Annotated in this window: 15 protein-coding genes; 10 read left to right on the top strand and 5 right to left on the bottom strand. The window is 70.3% G+C overall.

Features of this window, described 5'->3' with window-relative positions; translation table 11 throughout:
- Positions 1-8: 8 nt before the first annotated feature.
- The 3 genes from CSC64_RS04510 to CSC64_RS04520 all read right to left on the bottom strand — a co-directional run bounded on the left by CSC64_RS04510 (position 9) and on the right by CSC64_RS04520 (position 2,778).
- The gene (locus CSC64_RS04510; protein ID WP_162434133.1) at positions 9-344 is read right to left on the bottom strand and encodes a YegP family protein; all 336 of its coding nucleotides are present in this window, start codon (positions 342-344) and stop codon (positions 9-11) included.
- A 91-nt stretch (positions 345-435) separates the two neighbouring features.
- The gene (locus tag CSC64_RS04515; protein ID WP_162434134.1) at positions 436-1,401 is read right to left on the bottom strand and encodes a ribokinase; all 966 of its coding nucleotides are present in this window, start codon (positions 1,399-1,401) and stop codon (positions 436-438) included.
- A 78-nt stretch (positions 1,402-1,479) separates the two neighbouring features.
- Positions 1,480-2,778, bottom strand: coding sequence for a NupC/NupG family nucleoside CNT transporter (locus tag CSC64_RS04520; protein ID WP_162434135.1), 1,299 nt, complete (start codon positions 2,776-2,778; stop codon positions 1,480-1,482).
- Positions 2,779-2,983: 205 nt separating this feature from the next.
- Here CSC64_RS04520 and CSC64_RS04525 point away from each other — a divergent pair, with 205 nt between their 5' ends.
- From CSC64_RS04525 to CSC64_RS04555, 7 genes are all read left to right on the top strand, one after another.
- Positions 2,984-3,958: an aldo/keto reductase gene (locus CSC64_RS04525; protein WP_162434136.1), complete on the top strand. Its 975-nt coding sequence runs from the start codon at positions 2,984-2,986 to the stop codon at positions 3,956-3,958.
- A 65-nt stretch (positions 3,959-4,023) separates the two neighbouring features.
- Positions 4,024-4,215: a hemin uptake protein HemP gene (hemP, locus tag CSC64_RS04530; RefSeq protein WP_162434137.1), complete on the top strand. Its 192-nt coding sequence runs from the start codon at positions 4,024-4,026 to the stop codon at positions 4,213-4,215.
- Between the two features lie 85 nt (positions 4,216-4,300).
- Positions 4,301-5,260 (top strand): SPFH domain-containing protein, encoded by a 960-nt coding sequence (locus CSC64_RS04535; protein WP_162434138.1) that lies wholly within the window; start codon positions 4,301-4,303, stop codon positions 5,258-5,260.
- A gap of 3 nt (positions 5,261-5,263) precedes the next feature.
- Entirely contained in the window at positions 5,264-5,695 is a 432-nt protein-coding gene (locus CSC64_RS04540; RefSeq protein WP_162434139.1) for an NfeD family protein, read from the top strand.
- 131 nt (positions 5,696-5,826) lie between these two features.
- Positions 5,827-6,933: a glycine cleavage system aminomethyltransferase GcvT gene (gene gcvT, locus CSC64_RS04545; protein WP_162434140.1), complete on the top strand. Its 1,107-nt coding sequence runs from the start codon at positions 5,827-5,829 to the stop codon at positions 6,931-6,933.
- Between the two features lie 78 nt (positions 6,934-7,011).
- A complete protein-coding gene (gene gcvH, locus CSC64_RS04550) occupies positions 7,012-7,407 on the top strand; it encodes a glycine cleavage system protein GcvH (protein WP_162434141.1) in 396 nt (131 codons plus the stop codon).
- A gap of 932 nt (positions 7,408-8,339) precedes the next feature.
- The gene (locus tag CSC64_RS04555) at positions 8,340-8,816 is read left to right on the top strand and encodes a histone (RefSeq protein ID WP_162434142.1); all 477 of its coding nucleotides are present in this window, start codon (positions 8,340-8,342) and stop codon (positions 8,814-8,816) included.
- 123 nt (positions 8,817-8,939) lie between these two features.
- On the opposite strand, the gene CSC64_RS04560 is transcribed toward CSC64_RS04555, so the two are convergent.
- The gene (locus tag CSC64_RS04560) at positions 8,940-10,316 is read right to left on the bottom strand and encodes a serine hydrolase domain-containing protein (protein WP_162434143.1); all 1,377 of its coding nucleotides are present in this window, start codon (positions 10,314-10,316) and stop codon (positions 8,940-8,942) included.
- 78 nt (positions 10,317-10,394) lie between these two features.
- Here CSC64_RS04560 and CSC64_RS04565 point away from each other — a divergent pair, with 78 nt between their 5' ends.
- Positions 10,395-10,997, top strand: a complete 603-nt coding sequence (locus CSC64_RS04565) for a LemA family protein (protein WP_162434144.1) — start codon at positions 10,395-10,397, stop codon at positions 10,995-10,997.
- Between the two features lie 56 nt (positions 10,998-11,053).
- Positions 11,054-12,982: a M48 family metallopeptidase gene (locus tag CSC64_RS04570; RefSeq protein WP_162434145.1), complete on the top strand. Its 1,929-nt coding sequence runs from the start codon at positions 11,054-11,056 to the stop codon at positions 12,980-12,982.
- Between the two features lie 216 nt (positions 12,983-13,198).
- Here CSC64_RS04570 and CSC64_RS04575 read toward each other — a convergent pair whose 3' ends face one another.
- Positions 13,199-14,779 carry a GMC family oxidoreductase gene (locus CSC64_RS04575; RefSeq protein WP_162434146.1) on the bottom strand — a complete coding sequence of 527 codons (1,581 nt, stop codon included), beginning with the start codon at positions 14,777-14,779 and terminating at the stop codon, positions 13,199-13,201.
- 211 nt (positions 14,780-14,990) lie between these two features.
- Between CSC64_RS04575 and CSC64_RS04580 the strand changes: the two genes are divergently transcribed.
- Positions 14,991-16,367 (top strand): NTP/NDP exchange transporter, encoded by a 1,377-nt coding sequence (locus tag CSC64_RS04580; protein WP_162434147.1) that lies wholly within the window; start codon positions 14,991-14,993, stop codon positions 16,365-16,367.
- Positions 16,368-16,418 lie beyond the last annotated feature (51 nt).

Genomic DNA, 16,418 nt, shown 5'->3' on the forward strand with positions numbered 1-16,418 from the left:
CAAGCGAGTCAGGCGGTCTCGTCGACGATCGTGGCGCCGGGCGCGTTGGCCTTGACCGATTCGATGCCGTTGTCGCGGCCGGACTCGGATTCGTACATCTCGCTGGTACCGACGACCTGGCCGTTGCCTGCGACCAGGTTGAAGAACCACTTGCCATTGCTCGAGACCTTGCGCTCGTAGCGGGCGTCGTCGGCTGCGTTGCGCTGGACCGAATCGATGCCGTTCCGGCAACCGCCCTTGTCGGCATAGCCCTGGCTGGCAAGGATGACCTGGCCATTGCCGGCCTTGAGGTTGAACTGGAAGTCGCCGTTGCTGCGCTTGCCGATCACGAACTTGCCTGCCATGACGCCTCCTTCGGGTGGTGTGCGGCCAGCCTAGGCGATGCGGTCTTGGTTTTTCGTTATGTACTTGCCGCGGACGCCGCGGACGCCGCGGTCAGGCGCCGAAGCGGTCCCCGACCTCGGCCAGCGAAGGCATCGACAGCGCTGCGCCCGGCCGTTCGGTGGACAACGCGGCGTAGCGGTTGGCGAAGCGCACGTGGGTCGCGAACGCCGCTTCGGGCGCGGTGGCCAGCGAAGCGACCAGCGCGCCATTGAAGGCATCGCCGGCACCGGTGGTGTCGCTGGCGGTCACGTTCTCGGCACCGACCCGGTAGTAGGCCTGCGCGTCGCCGTGGCCCTGCTCGTCGGCGTGCGAGACGAACACGCCCACCGAGCCCAGGGTCACCACCACGCTGCCGTGCGGCAGCAGCTTGCGGCACAGCGCGTGCAGGCGGGCACCGTCGAGCGCGGCCACCGCCTCGGCATCGATGCGCTCGCCGACATGGCGGGCGAGCAGGGCGGCGAACTCGGTCTCGTTCGGGGTCAGCACGTCGGCCAGGCGCAGCAGGCCGATGCTGCTCTGCGCATTGGCCGGGGCCGGGTTGAGCACGGTGGTGACGCCGGCCTCGCGTGCCGCCGCCAGCACCGCCTCGATCGTCTCCACCGGCGACTCGAGCTGGGCCAGCAGCACGCGCGCTCCGTCCAGCAACGCCGGGTCGGCGTCGAACTGCGCGGTGCCCAGGGTGCCGTTGGCGCCGGCGCCGATCACGATGCTGTTGCGGCCGCGCGCGTCGACGTAGATGCCGGCGGTGCCGGTCGGCTGGTCGCTGGCCTCGGCGCGCAGGTCGATGCCCTCGGCGGCGGCCAGCTGGCGGGCGAGGGCGCCACCGGCGTCGTCGCCCAGGGCGCAGACGAAGGCGGTGCGCGCGCCGGCGCGGGCCGCGGCCACGGCCTGGTTGAAGCCCTTGCCGCCGGGACCGGTGGCGTACTGGCCGGCGATGGTCGCGCCCATCGCCGGCAGCTCGGTGCAGCGCCAGACGTGGTCGACGTTGAAGGAGCCGACGACGATGACCGGATTCATGGGGGCGTACCTGTTGCAGGGAAAGCGTTACGGAGAACGGAAACGGAAGGCCGCATGGGCCTGCCGTGGCAAGGCCGGTCAGGCGAGGTGGGTCAGCACCCCGGCGATGATCGCGGTCATGAAGGTCGCGATCGAACCGCCCAGCACTGCGCGCAGGCCGAAGCGGGCCAGGTCCTGGCGCCGCTCCGGCGCCAGCCCGCCGATGCCGCCGATCTGGATCGCGATCGAGCTGAAGTTGGCGAAGCCGCACAGCGCGTAGGTCGCGATCAGCGCACCCTGCGGGCTCAGGGTCACCCCCGGGGTCTGTCCATTGAGGATGCTGGCCAGCTGGGTGTAGGCGATGAATTCGTTGATCACGATCTTCTGGCCGATCAGCGAACCGACGATGGTGGCGTCCTCCCACGGCACGCCGATCACCCAGGCGATCGGCGCCAGCACGTAGCCGAGGATCGTGGCCAGGCTGGTCGGCTGGCCGAGCCAGGCGGCGATGCCGGTGATCTCGCCGAACCACTTCAGCGGCGCGTCGACCAGCGCGATCAGGGCGATGAAGGCCAGCAGCATGGCGCCGATGTTCAGCGCCAGGCGCAGGCCGTCGCCGGCGCCGGAGGCGGCCGCGTCGATCACGTTGGCGGTGGTCTTCTCCACCTCCATCTTCACCGTGCCGCGGGTCAGCGGCTCGCCGGTCTCCGGGACCAGGATCTTGGCGATCACCAGGGTGGCCGGCGCTGCCATGATGCTGGCCGCCAGCAGGTGCTTGGCGAAGAACGCCTGCTGCTCCGGGTCGCCGCCGCCGAGCATGCCCACGTAGGCGGCGAGCACGCCGCCGGCGATGTGGGCCATGCCGCCGATCATCATCGTCAGCAGTTCGGACTGGGTCATCCGCGCAATGTACGGCCGCACGGTCAGCGGCGCCTCGGTCTGGCCGATGAACACGCTGGCGCACACGCTGGTGGTCTCGGCGCCGGACACGCGCATCACCTTGGTGATCGCCCAGGCCATCGCCCGCACCACCGCCTGCATCGCGCCCAGGTGGTAGAGCACGCCCATCAGCGCGGAGAAGAAGATGATCGTCGGCAGCACCTGGAAGGCGAAGATGAAGCCGTTCTTCGGTATGTCCATCAGGCTGCCGAAGATGAAGTTCGAGCCTTCGTTGACGAAGCCGAGGATGGCGACGAAGCCATGGCTGAGCCAGTCGAACACCTGGCGCCCGCCCGGCACCAGCAGCACCAGTGCGGCGAAGGCGATCTGCAGGGCCACGCCGGTGGCGACGAGCTTCCAGTCCACCGCGCGGCGGTTGTTCGAGAACAGCCAGACGATGCCGATCAGCACGGCCAACCCGAACAGGCCGAAGCCGATCCGACCCAGTGCTTCGAACATGGAATCCCCTGCGGATGTTAAATAATTGCGAAAGCCTAGCAGGTCGGCGGTCGCCCCGTCCCGCGGCCGTGGCCACCTGATGGCCTCACCATCCCGTCTCCGTAGAGCCGCGCTTGACGGGCTACTCCCCCCCGATGAAGCGACGCGCGCGACGGCAGCGGCGCGATCCCCGCCCTACAATGCGTTTTTCCACCGGAGACGCCCCATGCACTACCGCCGCCTCGGCGCGTCCGGCCTGCAGCTGTCGGCACTGTCCTTCGGCACCTGGATGACCTTCGGCCGCCAGGTCGGCCGCGGCCAGGCCCGCGACCTGGTCGCCGCGGCCTGGGACCACGGCATCAACTTCTTCGACAACGCCGAGGCCTACGCCCAGGGCGAGGCCGAGCGGGTGATGGGCGACGTGATCGCCGACCTGCGCCTGCCGCGCGACGGCTACTGCGTGTCCAGCAAGGTCTTCTTCGGCGATGTCGACGAGCCGCGGCCGACCCAGCGCGGGCTGTCGCGCAAGCACGTGGTCGACGCCTGCCACGCGGCGCTGAAGCGGCTGCGGGTGGACTACCTGGACCTGTACTACTGCCACCGCCCCGATCCGGACACGCCGGTGGGCGAGACCGTGGCGGCGATGGACCTGCTGGTGCGGCAGGGCAAGGTGCTCTACTGGGGCACTTCCGAATGGCCCGAGGCGCTGATCCGCGAGGCCGCCCGGTTCGCCCGCGCCAACCACCTGGCCGCGCCGGTGGTCGAACAGCCGCAGTACAACCTGCTGCACCGCGAGCGGGTGGAACTGGAGTACGCGCCGCTGTATTCGGAACTGGGCCTGGGCACGACGATCTGGTCGCCGCTGGCCTCGGGCCTGCTCACCGGCAAGTACGCCGACGGCGTGCATCGCGAGGGAAGGCTGGCCCAGCCCGACGCCGGCTGGCTGCAACGGCTGGTGGTCGGCCAGGGCGAGGAGCGGCGGCTGGAGCGCGCGCAGCGCTTCGTGGCCGTCGCCGCCGGGCTGGGGCACAAGCCGGCGCCGCTGGCCATCGCCTGGTGCCTGCGCAACCCGCACGTGAGCAGCGTGATCCTCGGCGCCAGCGGCACCGCGCAGCTGATCGAGAACCTGTCGGCGCTGGAACTGGCCGGGCAGCTGGACGAGTCGTCCTGGCGGCAGCTGGAGGTGGCCGCCGCGCCCTGACCACCTGTTGACACGGAAATGAGAATAATTACCATTCATGGGGTCCCGTCCGCCGGAACCGACCCATGAATGTGCATCGCCTCTCCCTCCCGCAGGCCGAGCCGGCCCGTCTCGCCACGCCGCTGCCCGGCAGCGACGATGTCGTGCTCGACAGCGCGCAACTGCTCAAGGGCCGCCGCGAGATCCTGATCCGCCACGGCGACAAGCTCTACCGCCTGCGCCACACCAGCAACGACAAGCTGATCCTGACCAAGTAGGGCGCCACGCCCGGCCGCGCCGCCGGCAATGCCTATACTGGAAGCCGGATCAGGGAGTGGCCGCATGCGGCCAAGGAGCGGAAGGATGTTCTCGACGGGTTTCCTGGCGCTGGTGCTGCTGGTGGCTGGCGTGATCGTGCTGTTCAAGACCGTGCGCATGGTGCCGCAGGGCTACGAGTGGACCGTGGAGCGGTTCGGCAAGTACACCCACACGCTCGACCCAGGCCTGCACTTCCTGATCCCGGTCGTCTACGGCGTCGGCCGCAAGGTCAACATGATGGAGCAGGTGCTGGACGTGCCCAGCCAGGACGTGATCACCAAGGACAACGCGGTGGTCAAGGTCGACGGCGTGGTCTTCTTCCAGGTGCTCGACGCGGCCAAGGCCGCCTACGAGGTCGCCAACCTGGAAGTGGCGATGATCGCCCTGGTCCAGACCAACATCCGCACCGTGATCGGCTCGATGGACCTGGACGAGTCGCTGAGCCAGCGCGAGACGATCAACGCGCAACTGCTGAACGTGGTCGACCACGCCACCAGCCCCTGGGGGGTGAAGGTCACCCGGATCGAGATCCGCGACATCCAGCCGCCGCGCGACCTGGTCGATTCGATGGCCCGGCAGATGAAGGCCGAGCGCGAGAAGCGCGCGCAGATCCTCGACGCCGAGGGTTCGCGCCAGTCCGAGATCCTGCGCGCCGAGGGCGAGAAGCAGGCCGCGGTGCTGGAGGCCGAGGGCCGCAAGGAGGCCGCGTTCCGCGACGCCGAGGCGCGCGAGCGCCTGGCCGAGGCCGAGGCCAAGGCGACGAAGATGGTGTCCGACGCGATCGCCCAGGGCGACGTGCAGGCGATCAACTACTTCGTCGCGCAGAAGTACGTGGAGGCGTTCAAGGAGCTGGCCACCGCGCCGAACCAGAAGTTCGTGCTGATGCCGATGGAGGCCAGCGGCGTGATCGGCTCGATCGCCGGCATCGCCGAACTGGCCCGCGAGGCGCTGGGCGAGCAGCAGCAGAAGACCGCGAAGCGCACGCCGCCGCGGCTGGGGGACTGAGCCATGCGCTGGGACGTGGTGACCTGGGCGGCGGTGGCCCTGCTGCTGATGGCGGCCGAGACGCTGGCGCCGGGCGCGTTCATGCTGTGGATGGGCTTCGCCGCCGCGGCGGTGTTCCTGGGCGTGCTGCTGGTGCCGGGGATCCCGGTGCTGGCGCAGGTGGCCGCGTTCGTCGTGCTGAGCTTCGTCTCGATCCAGGTCTACCGGCGCTGGTTCCGCAAGACCGGCCGGCAGAGCGACCAGCCGCTGCTCAACCGCCGTGCCGCGCAGGCCATCGGCCTGGTCGCGCCGCTGGACCAGGCGATCAGCGGCGGCCGCGGCCGGATCAAGCTCGGCGACGCCTTCTGGACGGTCGAGGGCCCGGACCTGCCGGCCGGCACGCCGGTGCGCGTGGTCGCCGTGGACGGGATGGTGCTGAAGGTGCAGGAAGCCTGAGCCGGCGTTCCAGCAAATGCGGTGGCGGCGCGATGGCGCCGCCCGTCCGCACCCGGGTGGCCGTGCGCCACGGCGGGAACGGGTCCGGGCGGAATCCGCGATAATGGGGCTTTCCCCCGCGCGAGACCGCCATGACCCGCAAGACCGCCCTCAACGACACCCACCGCGCGCTCGGCGCCAAGATGGTCGACTTCGGTGGCTGGGACATGCCGATCCACTACGGCTCGCAGATCGACGAGCACCACCTGGTGCGGCGCGAGGCCGGCATGTTCGACGTCAGCCACATGACCGTGGTCGACCTGCACGGCGCCCGCGTCCGCGACTTCCTGCGCCACCTGCTGGCCAACTCGGTGGACAAGCTCAAGGTACAGGGCAAGGCGCTGTACAGCTGCATGCTCGACGAGCGCGGCGGGATCATCGACGACCTGATCGTCTACTACCTGGGCGACTCGTTCTTCCGCCTGGTGGTCAACGCCGCCACCCGCGACAAGGACCTGGCCTGGATCGCGAAGCAGGCGGCCGCGTTCGACGTGGCGGTGAGCGAGCGCCCGGACTTTGGCATCGTCGCGGTGCAGGGACCGCTGGCGCGGGAGAAGATGATCGGCCTGCTGCGCGAGTCCGACCGTGCCGCAGCGTCGAAGCTGGGCCGCTTCGCCGCGATCGAGGTCGAGTCGGCCGCCGGCGTGCCGCTGTTCCTGGCGCGCACCGGCTACACCGGCGAGGACGGCTTCGAGATCGTGCTGCCGGAAGACCGCTCGGTGGCGTTCTGGAACGCGCTGCTGGAGGCCGGGGTGAAGCCGGCCGGATTGGGCGCGCGCGACACGCTGCGCCTGGAGGCGGGCCTGAACCTGTACGGCCAGGACATGGACGAATCGACCACGCCGTGGGAAGCGGCGCTGGCCTGGACGGTGGCGCTGGACGAGGGCAGGGACTTCGTCGGTCGCGCCGCGCTGGAGACGCAGAAGGCGGCAGGCGTGCCGCGCCAGATGGTCGGCCTGGTGATGGACGAGAAGGGCGTGCTGCGCCACGGCCAGAAGGTGCTTGCCGCCGGCGGCGAGGGCGAGATCCTGTCGGGCACCTTCTCGCCGACGCTGGGCAAGGCGATCGCGTTCGCGCGCGTGCCGGCGGGCGAGCCCGGGGCCGTGCGCGTGGACATCCGTGGCCGCGAGGTGCCGGTGCGGGTGGTGAAGTTCCCGTTCGTGCGCGACGGCCAGGCCCAGCCGGGCGTGCTCGGCTGAGCCCTTGCGCCGGCGGCGGACCGCTCCGCTAGACTATCCTTCCATCCACTTCCCCCCATCGCCTGACCGGAGCACCCCATGAGCGATATCCCCGGCGATCTCAAGTTCCTCAAGTCCCACGAGTGGGCCCGCGTCGAAGGCAACGGCCGCGTCACCGTGGGTATCTCCGACCACGCCCAGGGCCTGCTCGGCGACCTGGTCTACGTCGAGCTGCCCAACGTCGGCGATGCGGTCGAGGCGGGCACCGCCGCCGCCGTGGTGGAGTCGGTCAAGGCCGCCTCCGACGTGTACAGCCCGGTCAGCGGCACCGTCGTCGAGGTCAACTCGGCGCTGGGCGACAAGCCGGAAACCATCAACGAGGACGCCTACGGCGAGGGCTGGCTGTTCGTGGTCGAGTCCACCGATCCCGACCAGCTGGCCGAGCTGCTTTCGCCGGACGACTACGCCGGGCTGGTCGAGGACGGGGACGACTGAGCCCGTCCGCACCGACCGGATGCATCGGAAGAACGCCCGCCATGTGCGGGCGTTCTTCTTTTCCGGGGAGTCGGCCGATCGCCGCCGCCGTGCGCAACCGGCCGTGTCCGGCGGGGATGGGCGCATGGCGATTCCGCATGTGCCGGGGCCATTGCCGGTGGTCGGCGACGCGTGTCTGCTTCCGTGTCCGCTTCCGTGTGCGATCGCCACGGCCGCTGCCGGCGAGTGCGGAAGCATCGTTGCCGGAGCGGGTGGCGCGGTGGTTCGCGGGGCGCGTGGACGGCATGCGAAGCGGCATCGCCGCCGCCTTCGGGCTCGCGCAGTTCTGCGCAAATCGGCTTGTGCGGCGCGAAATGGAGGCGGCCCCGGAAAGTTTTTTTTCGATCGCCGAAGGTCGCATCTAGCGCCTTCCCGGACCGATCGTGATCGGCCTTCGCCGCTACGCCGCGACGGCGTGTGTCGAAGCGCTTGCAAAAAATCACTTGTTTTTCGCATCCGTTTACGAGGCGCCCGGTTTGGTCGTCGTCGTCGGGCGCGCCGCGCGACTCCAGGACGACGCGCGTGGCGGCGGTCGCCGGTCGAACCGCCCGGGAGAAAAATGCGCGCGGGTGTTGACAGTGAAAAAAACCGTGATTAGGTTTCGCCCAGCAGACGCTGCCTGCCGAAGCGAGTGAGTCGAATCAACACCACAACGCGAAGCACAACTCGGGCATCCGCCAGGAACGATCTTCATCGGTGGATCACAGGCCCGCTTCCCTCCAAGAAAAGCAGCGACCACCCCGATCTACCGCCCGCGCCGTCGCAACGCGCGGGTCTTCCCGTATCCGTATCGACGTGCGTACCGCGCCGACGGAACTCCCCCCGGCGGTCGCCGCCGCGGGTTTTCGCGACTGGGCGTTACCCATCCGTAGTCCACTGACGAGGAGCCAACCATGGCAACGAAGAAAGCTGCGAAGAAGAAACCCGCCGCCAAGAAGGCGGTGAAGAAGGTCGCCAAGAAGGCCGGCGCCAAGAAGGCGGTGAAGAAGGCCGCCAAGAAGAAGGTCGCCAAGAAGGCCGCCAAGAAGGTCGTGAAGAAGGCCGCCGCCCGCAAGGCGGTGAAGAAGGCGGCGAAGAAGAAGGTCGCCAAGAAGGCTGCCAAGAAGGTCGCGAAGAAGAAGGTCGCCAAGAAGGCTGCCAAGAAGGTCGCGAAGAAGAAGGTTGCCAAGAAGGCTGCCAAGAAGGTCGCGAAGAAGAAGGTTGCCAAGAAGGCTGCCAAGAAGCCTGCGAAGAAGGCCGCCAAGAAGGCCGTGAAGAAGGCCGCGAAGAAGGCCGCCAAGAAGCCGGCCAAGAAGGCCGCCAAGAAGAAGGCCCCCAAGAAGAAGGCGGCCCCGGTCGCGCTGCCGGCAACCCCGGCTCCGCTGATCTGATCAAACCCCGATAGCCGTACCGAATGACTCCCTCCCCGAAGCCCAGCGGGGGGGGAGTTTTTTTTGGTGCCAGTCGTGATGCGCGCCCTGCCGGCGGGAAGCACCCGCCGCCAGGCGCAGGCCTCAGTGAGGCGAGGCGACCGAGGTGGAAGCGGAGCTGCCCTGCGCCGAAGCGTCGGCCGGCGTGTCGCCGTCGGCCATCAGGTTGTCGGCGCCGAAGTCGATGTCCACGTCCAGCCAGCGCTCGGCCGGCAGGCCGATGGCGCGGTCGATGATGGTCGGCAGCAGGCCACTGGGCAGCGAACTCTCGCTGTTCCAGAGCAGGGCGATGCCCAGGTCGCGGCCCGGCAGCATCGCGACCATGCCGCGGTAGCCCTGCACCGCGCCGGCATGGAACACCACCTCCTCGCCGGCGTAGTCGAACACTCGCCAGCCCAGCGCGTAGCTGGCCGCATCGACGCGGTCGCGGCGCCAGCCCGAGCGCATCTCGCCCGGCGTGGACACCACCGGCGCATGCAGCGTGGCCAGCAGCGGTGCCGGCAGCACGTCCGGGCGATGGCCGGTGTGGGCCAGCAGCCACTGCGCCATGTCGCTGATGCTGGCGTTGACGCCGGCGGCCGGCGGCAGGCGGTAGTAGGTGGGCTTGGGGTTGAGCGAGACCCACCCGTTGCGGCTGCGCACGTGCGGCCGCGCCCAGCGCGTGCTCGACTCGATCCCGGCCAGGCCCATGCTGGCGTCGTTCATGCCCAGCGGCTCGAAGATCCGCTTCTGCACCGACTGCTCGTAGAAGCTGCCGGAAGCGGCGAAGACCACGTCGCCGACCAGGCTGAAGGCCACGTTCTGGTAGGCGTAGCACTGGCCCGGCGCGCAGGTCAGCGCCGCGTTGCCCAGCTTCTGCGCGACCTGGTAGTACTCGGCGTTGGCCTCGATGTCGCGGTCGAAGGCGTTGTGCGCCTTCAGCCCGATCCGGTGGCTGAGCAGGTCGGCCACGGTGACCTGGCCGGTGTAGGCGGCGTCGGCCAGATGGAAGCCCGGCACGTAGTCGGTGACCCGGCTGTCCCAGCGCAGGCTGCCGTCGTTGACCAGCAGGCCGGCCATGGTCCCGGCGAACGCCTTGGACAGCGAGGCCAGGCGGAACACGGTGTGCGGATCGACCTGCTGCGGGCGGACCACGTCGGTGACGCCATAGCCGCGCGCGCTGAGGATGCGTCCGTCCTGCACGATCGCCATCGCCAGGCCCGGCACGCGCTGGCCCTGGACCAGCTGTTCGGCCATCGCTTCGAAGCGCGCCACGTCGAATCCGGCCGCAGGCGGCAAGGCCGCGGCCCCGGCATAGGTACGGTACGGCAATGGCTGCGTGGGCGGCGGCAGCGATGCCTGCGACATCGTCGGTGTCCGCGCGGTCGACGGCAGTGCCATCGCCAGCGACAGCACCAGTGAGCCCGCCGCCAGTGCTCCGATCCTGCGTGGCCTTGCCGGCCCGGGACGCCCGTCTTTCATGCTGATGATGCCTGTAAGCTACCGCTGCGGGCGATTCTAGCGCCGGTTTTCGCGAATGCACAAACCAGGAGAAGATGAATGGGCAGTTTGTTGATCCTGTTGGTGTTTTTTGGCGTGATCGTGGCCCTTGGACTATGGGCCATGGGCATCTACAACGGCCTGGTCACCGGTCGCAACGCCTGGAAGAACGCCTTCGCCCAGATCGATGTGCAGCTGCAGCGCCGCTTCGACCTGATCCCCAACCTGGTGGAGACCGCCAAGGCCTACATGGGCCACGAGCGCGAGACCCTGGAGGCGGTGGTCGCCGCGCGTGCGGCGGCGCAGTCCGGCCTGGCCGCTGCCAAGGCCCATCCGGGCGAGCCGGAGGCGATGGCGCAGCTGGCCGCCAGCCAGGGCCAGCTCAACGGCGTGCTCGGACGGCTGATGATGGTGGCCGAGGCGTACCCGGACCTGAAGGCCAACCAGAACATGATGCAGCTCACCGAGGAGCTGTCCTCGACCGAGAACCGGGTGGCGTTCGCGCGGCAGGCCTACAACGATGCGGTGATGGCCTACAACAACCGGCGCGAGGTGTTCCCGTCCAGCGTGGTCGCCGGCATGTTCAACTTCGCCGCCGCCGCGCTGCTCGACATCCCGGCCGACAAGGCGCACGTGCGCGACGCGCCAAAGGTCCAGTTCTGAGCGCGCCGCGCATGTTGCTGCGGCGGTGGTGAGCGGGCCGGCATGGGCGTCCGCGCATGAACTTCTTCGAGCACCAGGCCGCGGCCCGCCGCGGCTCCGGCCGGCTGGTGCTGCTGTTCGCGCTGGCGGTGGCCGGCATCGTGCTGGCGGTGGACCTGGCCACGCTGCTGTTCACCGGCAGCTGGGGCGCGACCGCGGCGGCGACCGTCACCACGTTGCTGGTGATCGGGCTGGGCTCGCTGTACCGGATCGCCTCGCTGCGCGGCGGCGGCGCGGTGGTGGCCGCGCAGATGGGCGGCACCTTCGTTCCCGAGGACACCCGCGACCCGTCGCTGCGCCGGCTGCGCAACGTGGTCGAGGAGATCGCGATCGCCTCGGGCGTGCCGGTGCCCAAGCTGTTCGTGATGGAGCAGGAGGCGGGCATCAACGCCTTCGCCGCCGGCTACAGCCCGTCGGACGCGGCCATCGCGGTCACCCGCGGCGCGCTGGACCGGCTCAACCGCGACGAGCTGCAGGGCGTGATCGCGCACGAGTTCGCGCACGTGCTCAACGGCGACATGCGCCTGAACATCCGCCTGATCGGCCTGCTGTTCGGGATCCTGATGCTGAGCCTGATCGGCCAGCGCATCCTCATCTACGGCCGCCTGGGCCGCAGCCGCGACGGCACGCCGGTGCTGATCGCCGCGCTGGTGGCGATGGCGGTGGGCGCGATCGGGGTGTTCTTCGGGCGGATGATCAAGGCCGGCGTGAGCCGCCAGCGCGAGCTGCTGGCCGATGCCTCGGCGGTGCAGTTCACCCGGCAGACCCGCGGCCTGGCCGGGGCGCTGAAGAAGATCGGCGGGCTGGACGCAGGCTCGAAGCTGCAGGACAAGGCCGATGCCGAGGAAGTGAGCCACATGCTGTTCGGCCAGGGGGCCTCGCTGTCGCGGCTGTTCGCCACCCATCCGCCGCTGGTCGAGCGCATCCGCCGGCTGGAGCCGTCGTTCGACGCGCGCCAGCTGCAGGCGCTGGAGGCGCGCTGGCGCGCGGCGCCGCCGGACGGCCTGGCCGAGGACGTGGCGCTGGGCTTGGCTGCGCGGGATGCGGGCACGCAGGGCGAGGGAGGCGCGTTGAGCGCTGGCGGGCCGCCGCCGCTGCCCGCCGCCGGCGCGCAACTGCTGGTCACCCCGCCGATGGGGGCGCGCCCGGGCGCCGCGCCGGCCGAGGACGACTACCGCCGCGCGCACGAGCTGGTCGAGGGCATGGATCCGGCACTGCGCGCGCTGGCGCGGCAGCGCGAAGCGGTGGTGCCGCTGCTGCTGGGACTGCTGCTGGATGCCGACGGCGCGGTCGCGGCGCGCCAGCGCAGCGAGATCGTCGCCCGTTGCGGCGAGGCCGCGGCGGCGCAGGCCTTCGAGTTGCGCCGCCAGCACCGGGAGGCACTGCACCCGGCGCTGCGCCTGCCGCTGGCCTCGTTGGCCTTCCCGGCGCTGCGCCAGCGGCCGCGGCCGGAGCTGGACGTCTTCCTCGATACCATCGAGGCGATGGTCCACACCGACGGCCGCGTGTCGGTGTTCGAATACTGCCTGTCGAAGCTGCTGCAGGTGCAGGTGCGCGAGGCGCTGGATCCGTCGCGGCACGCGCGCTTCGGCCGCACCAAGGCCACCGGCGTGCGCCAGGAGTTCGCCACCCTGCTGGCGGTGGTGGCGCAGGCGGGGCATCCGGACGAGCCGGGGCAGGCGCAGCGCGCCTACCTGGCCGGCCTGCAGCGGGTGCTGCCGCGCGACCACCTGCCGTATGCGCCGCCGGCCGGCGGCGTGCAGGCGCTGGATGTGGTGTGGGCGCCGCTGGATGCGCTGGCGCCGCCGGCCAAGGAGATGCTGGTGGAGGCGCTGGTCGACGCGGTTTCGCAGGACCAGCGCGTCAGCGTCGCCGAATCCGAGCTGCTGCGCACCGTGTGCGCCGTCCTGCATTGCCCGCTGCCGGCGATGCTGGAGCGCGGCTGAGCGCACGCACTGCGGGCCAATCTGCCCGCGGCGTTGCGCTTCGTGGCCGTCCGTTCCGATGGCGTCGCGCCTCTTGTAGGAGCCCGCATGAGGGCGACCCGACGTCGTGGGAAGTCGCCGTGCCTTGCCCTTGACCAGGGTCTCCGGAGCCACCGCGCCATACGCGGCCCCGATCGGCTGCGTCGGGTCGCCCTCATGCGGGCTCCTACAGGGGGGCTACGGGGTGCGGATGAGGTCGGCGGCGCGCTCGGCGATCGCGATGGTGGGGGCGTTGGTGTTGCCGCCGACGAGGGTCGGCATCACCGAGGCGTCGACTACGCGCAGGCCTTCGATACCGCGCACCCGCAGTTGCGGATCGACCACCGCGTCCTCGTCCGTGCCCATGCGGCAGGTGCCGACCGGGTGGTAGATGGTCTCGGCCTTGGCGCGGACGAAGTCGACCAGTTCCGCGTCCGACAGGTCGTCGCGCGCCGGGAAGATCGGCGCGCCGCGCACGCTGTCGAAGGCCGGCTGGCGCAGCAGTTCGCGCGACAGCTTCGCGCACTCGACCATCATCCGCAGGTCGAAGCCTTCGGCGTCGGACAGGTAGTTGGCCTCGATCCGCGCCGGCGAGCGCGGGTCGGCGTCGCGCAGGCCGATGCGGCCGCGGCTGAGCGGCCGCAGGAAGCAGGCGTGCACGGTGAAGCCGTCTCCGGCCAGGCGGTGGCGGCCGTGGTCGTCGAGCATCGCCGGGACGAAGTGGAACTGCACGTCGGGGCGCGCGTCGGTGGCCAGGGCCGAGCGGACGAAACCGCCGGCCTCGGCGATGTTGCTGCTGCCGGCGCCGCGGCGGCCGCGCAGGAACCAGTCGAAGCCGATCTTCAGCTCGCTGGCGCGGTCGTAGCTGAGCCCGGGCGGGCAGTGGTGCAGGGTGCAGATGTCGAGGTGGTCCTGCAGGTTGGCGCCGACGCCGGGCAGGTCGGCCTGCACCGCGATGCCGTGCGCGCGCAGTTCGTCGGCAGGACCGATGCCCGACAGCATCAGCAGCTGCGGCGAGTTGATCGCGCCGCCGCTCAGCAGCACCTCGCCGGCGGCGAGGGCACGGTGGAGCGCGCGGCCCTGGCGGTATTCCACGCCGGTGGCACGGCCGTCCGTGAGCAGGATCCGCTGCGCCCGCGCGCCGGTGGCCACGTCCAGGTTCGGCCGTCCGCGCGCCGGCGCCAGGTAGGCCGCCGCCGCCGAGCAGCGCGCGCCGTCGCGCTGGGTGACCTGGTAGAAGCCGACGCCGTCCTGGCGCGGGCCGTTGAAGTCGTCGTTGCGCGCCCAGCCGGCCTGCACGCCCGCTTCGACGAACAGCTCCGACAGCGGGTTGCGGTGGCGCAGGTCGGATACGCCCAGCGGGCCGTCGCCGCCGTGCAGCGCGCTGGCGCCGCGCGCGTTGCCTTCGGCGCGCAGGAAGTACGGCAGCAGGCTGTTCCAGTTCCAGCCGTCCGCTCCGGCCTGCGCCCATGCGTCGTAGTCGGCGGGGACGCCGCGGGTGTAGCACATGGCGTTGATCGAGCTGGAGCCGCCCAGCACCTTGCCGCGCGGCCACCACAGGCGGCGGCCGTGCAGCTGCGGCTCCGGCTCCGTGCTGTAGTCCCAGTTGACCGTGCGGTTGTTGACCAGGCGGCCGAGGCCGGCGGGCATGTGGATCAGCGGGTTCCAGTCGCGCGGGCCGGCCTCGAGCAGCAGCACCCGGCAGGCGGGGTCCTCGCTGAGGCGGGCGGCCAGCACGCAGCCGGCCGAGCCGGCGCCGATGATGATGTAGTCGTACACGCGTTCCCCCTGGATGGCGGCCGCTGGCCGCAGATGGATGCTGTCGGTTGCGTGTCGTCCGGCGCAAGCCCGGGCGGCATGGTGCGGCACGGTCTTCCCTGCGCTCAGGCGGGCGCGGAACGCTGGCGATGTTGCAGTGCATCGGATACCGTGCGCGCCAAGGACGGGCCTGCGCGCGCCGGCCGGGACGACCCCCAGGAATGCCTTGCCCATGACTGCTGCAGACACGGCCTCCTCCCGGCTCGGCCGGCTCCGCTCGGCGCTGGCCGAGTCGCCGCCGCTGATGTGGTCGTTCGTCTACTTCTTCTGCCTGCTCAGCGGCTATTACGTGCTGCGGCCGGTGCGGGACGCTATGGGCGCGTCCAGCGACGTCGAGGCCGTGTTCCCGCCGGCGATGATCGGATTCTTCGCCGACCACGGCATTTCGTTGCAGGAAGTGATCCTGCAGGTGCTGTCCACCTGTTCCTTCATCCTGATCCTGGTCGCGCAGCCGCTGTACGGCGCCCTGGTCAGCCGCTTCCCCCGCCGGGTGTTCATGCCGGTGCTGTTCGGCTTCTTCATCCTGTGCCTGCTCGGCTTCTACCTGTTGTTCGACAGCCAGGTGGCCGGGCGCGGGATGGCGTTCTTCCTGTGGGTGACCGTGTTCAACGTGTTCTCGGTGGCGGTGTTCTGGAGCTTCATGGCCGACGTGTTCTCCCACGGCGAGGCGAAGAAGTACTACGGCTACATCGGCGCCGCCGGCACCATCGGCGCGTTCACCGGCCCGCTCATCACCCGTGCGCTGGTCGAGAAGGTGGGACTGGCCAACCTCATGCTGGTGTCCGCCGCGTTCCTGGCCGCGTGCGTGGTTTGCATCTGGCGCCTGCGCCGCTGGGCCTTGCAGCGCGAGATGAAGACCGGCCGCGACAACGAGAGCGCTATGGGCGGCGACGTGCTGGCCGGGTTGAAGCTGATCGCGAAGGAACCGCTGTTGCGCTGGATGGCTGCGCTGGTGTTCCTCGGCGTCGGCGTCGGCCAGCTGCTCTACAACCAGCAGGCGGTGATCGCGCGCGAGGCCTTCGATACCGCCGAGGCACGCACCGCCTTCTACGCCGGCATCGACATCGCGGTGAACGTACTGACCCTGGTGGTGCAGTTGTTCGCCACCCGCTGGCTGTTGTCGCGTTTCGGGTTGGCGCCGGTGCTCCTGATCCCGATGGCCGCGCTGCTGCTCGGTTTCGCCGTGCTGACCGCCTCGCCGTTGCCGATCGTGGTTGGCATCGTCCAGGTGGTGACCCGCTCGAACGAGTTCTCGCTGATGAAGCCGGGCCGCGAGACCATCTATACCCGGGTCGACCGGCAATGGCGTTACAAGGCCGGAGCGGCGATCGACACGGCGTTCTTCCGCGGCGGCGAGCTCACCTTCTCGTGGACCTACAGGGCGCTTGCCGCGTTCGGTTCGCAGGTGGTGTTCGGGTTCGGCCTGCTGATGGCGGGACTGATGACCGCCAGCGCTTGGCGCCTGCTGCGCGAGGAAAAGAAGCTGCCCGGGGGGCACCCCACGGAGGCGCACGACGCCCCCGCGACGCCGGTGGGCAGCGCCACCTGAGACCTGCGGAGGGCAGCGGGGCTTGCCCCGCTGCCCCCGCCCGGCGCTCGA

The organism is Pseudoxanthomonas koreensis (genome assembly GCF_010093225.1).
GTDB lineage: Bacteria > Pseudomonadota > Gammaproteobacteria > Xanthomonadales > Xanthomonadaceae > Pseudoxanthomonas > Pseudoxanthomonas koreensis.

What these genes read in the sequence shown, in the direction of transcription:
- CSC64_RS04510 (WP_162434133.1), bottom strand. Translation starts at nt 344, where the DNA reads ATGGCAGGCAAGTTCGTGATCGGCAAGCGCAGCAACGGCGACTTCCAG.
- CSC64_RS04515 (WP_162434134.1), bottom strand. Translation starts at nt 1,401, where the DNA reads ATGAATCCGGTCATCGTCGTCGGCTCCTTCAACGTCGACCACGTCTGG.
- CSC64_RS04520 (WP_162434135.1), bottom strand. Translation starts at nt 2,778, where the DNA reads ATGTTCGAAGCACTGGGTCGGATCGGCTTCGGCCTGTTCGGGTTGGCC.
- CSC64_RS04525 (WP_162434136.1), top strand. Translation starts at nt 2,984, where the DNA reads ATGCACTACCGCCGCCTCGGCGCGTCCGGCCTGCAGCTGTCGGCACTG.
- hemP (WP_162434137.1), top strand. Translation starts at nt 4,024, where the DNA reads ATGAATGTGCATCGCCTCTCCCTCCCGCAGGCCGAGCCGGCCCGTCTC.
- CSC64_RS04535 (WP_162434138.1), top strand. Translation starts at nt 4,301, where the DNA reads ATGTTCTCGACGGGTTTCCTGGCGCTGGTGCTGCTGGTGGCTGGCGTG.
- CSC64_RS04540 (WP_162434139.1), top strand. Translation starts at nt 5,264, where the DNA reads ATGCGCTGGGACGTGGTGACCTGGGCGGCGGTGGCCCTGCTGCTGATG.
- gcvT (WP_162434140.1), top strand. Translation starts at nt 5,827, where the DNA reads ATGACCCGCAAGACCGCCCTCAACGACACCCACCGCGCGCTCGGCGCC.
- gcvH (WP_162434141.1), top strand. Translation starts at nt 7,012, where the DNA reads ATGAGCGATATCCCCGGCGATCTCAAGTTCCTCAAGTCCCACGAGTGG.
- CSC64_RS04555 (WP_162434142.1), top strand. Translation starts at nt 8,340, where the DNA reads ATGGCAACGAAGAAAGCTGCGAAGAAGAAACCCGCCGCCAAGAAGGCG.
- CSC64_RS04560 (WP_162434143.1), bottom strand. Translation starts at nt 10,316, where the DNA reads ATGAAAGACGGGCGTCCCGGGCCGGCAAGGCCACGCAGGATCGGAGCA.
- CSC64_RS04565 (WP_162434144.1), top strand. Translation starts at nt 10,395, where the DNA reads ATGGGCAGTTTGTTGATCCTGTTGGTGTTTTTTGGCGTGATCGTGGCC.
- CSC64_RS04570 (WP_162434145.1), top strand. Translation starts at nt 11,054, where the DNA reads ATGAACTTCTTCGAGCACCAGGCCGCGGCCCGCCGCGGCTCCGGCCGG.
- CSC64_RS04580 (WP_162434147.1), top strand. Translation starts at nt 14,991, where the DNA reads ATGACTGCTGCAGACACGGCCTCCTCCCGGCTCGGCCGGCTCCGCTCG.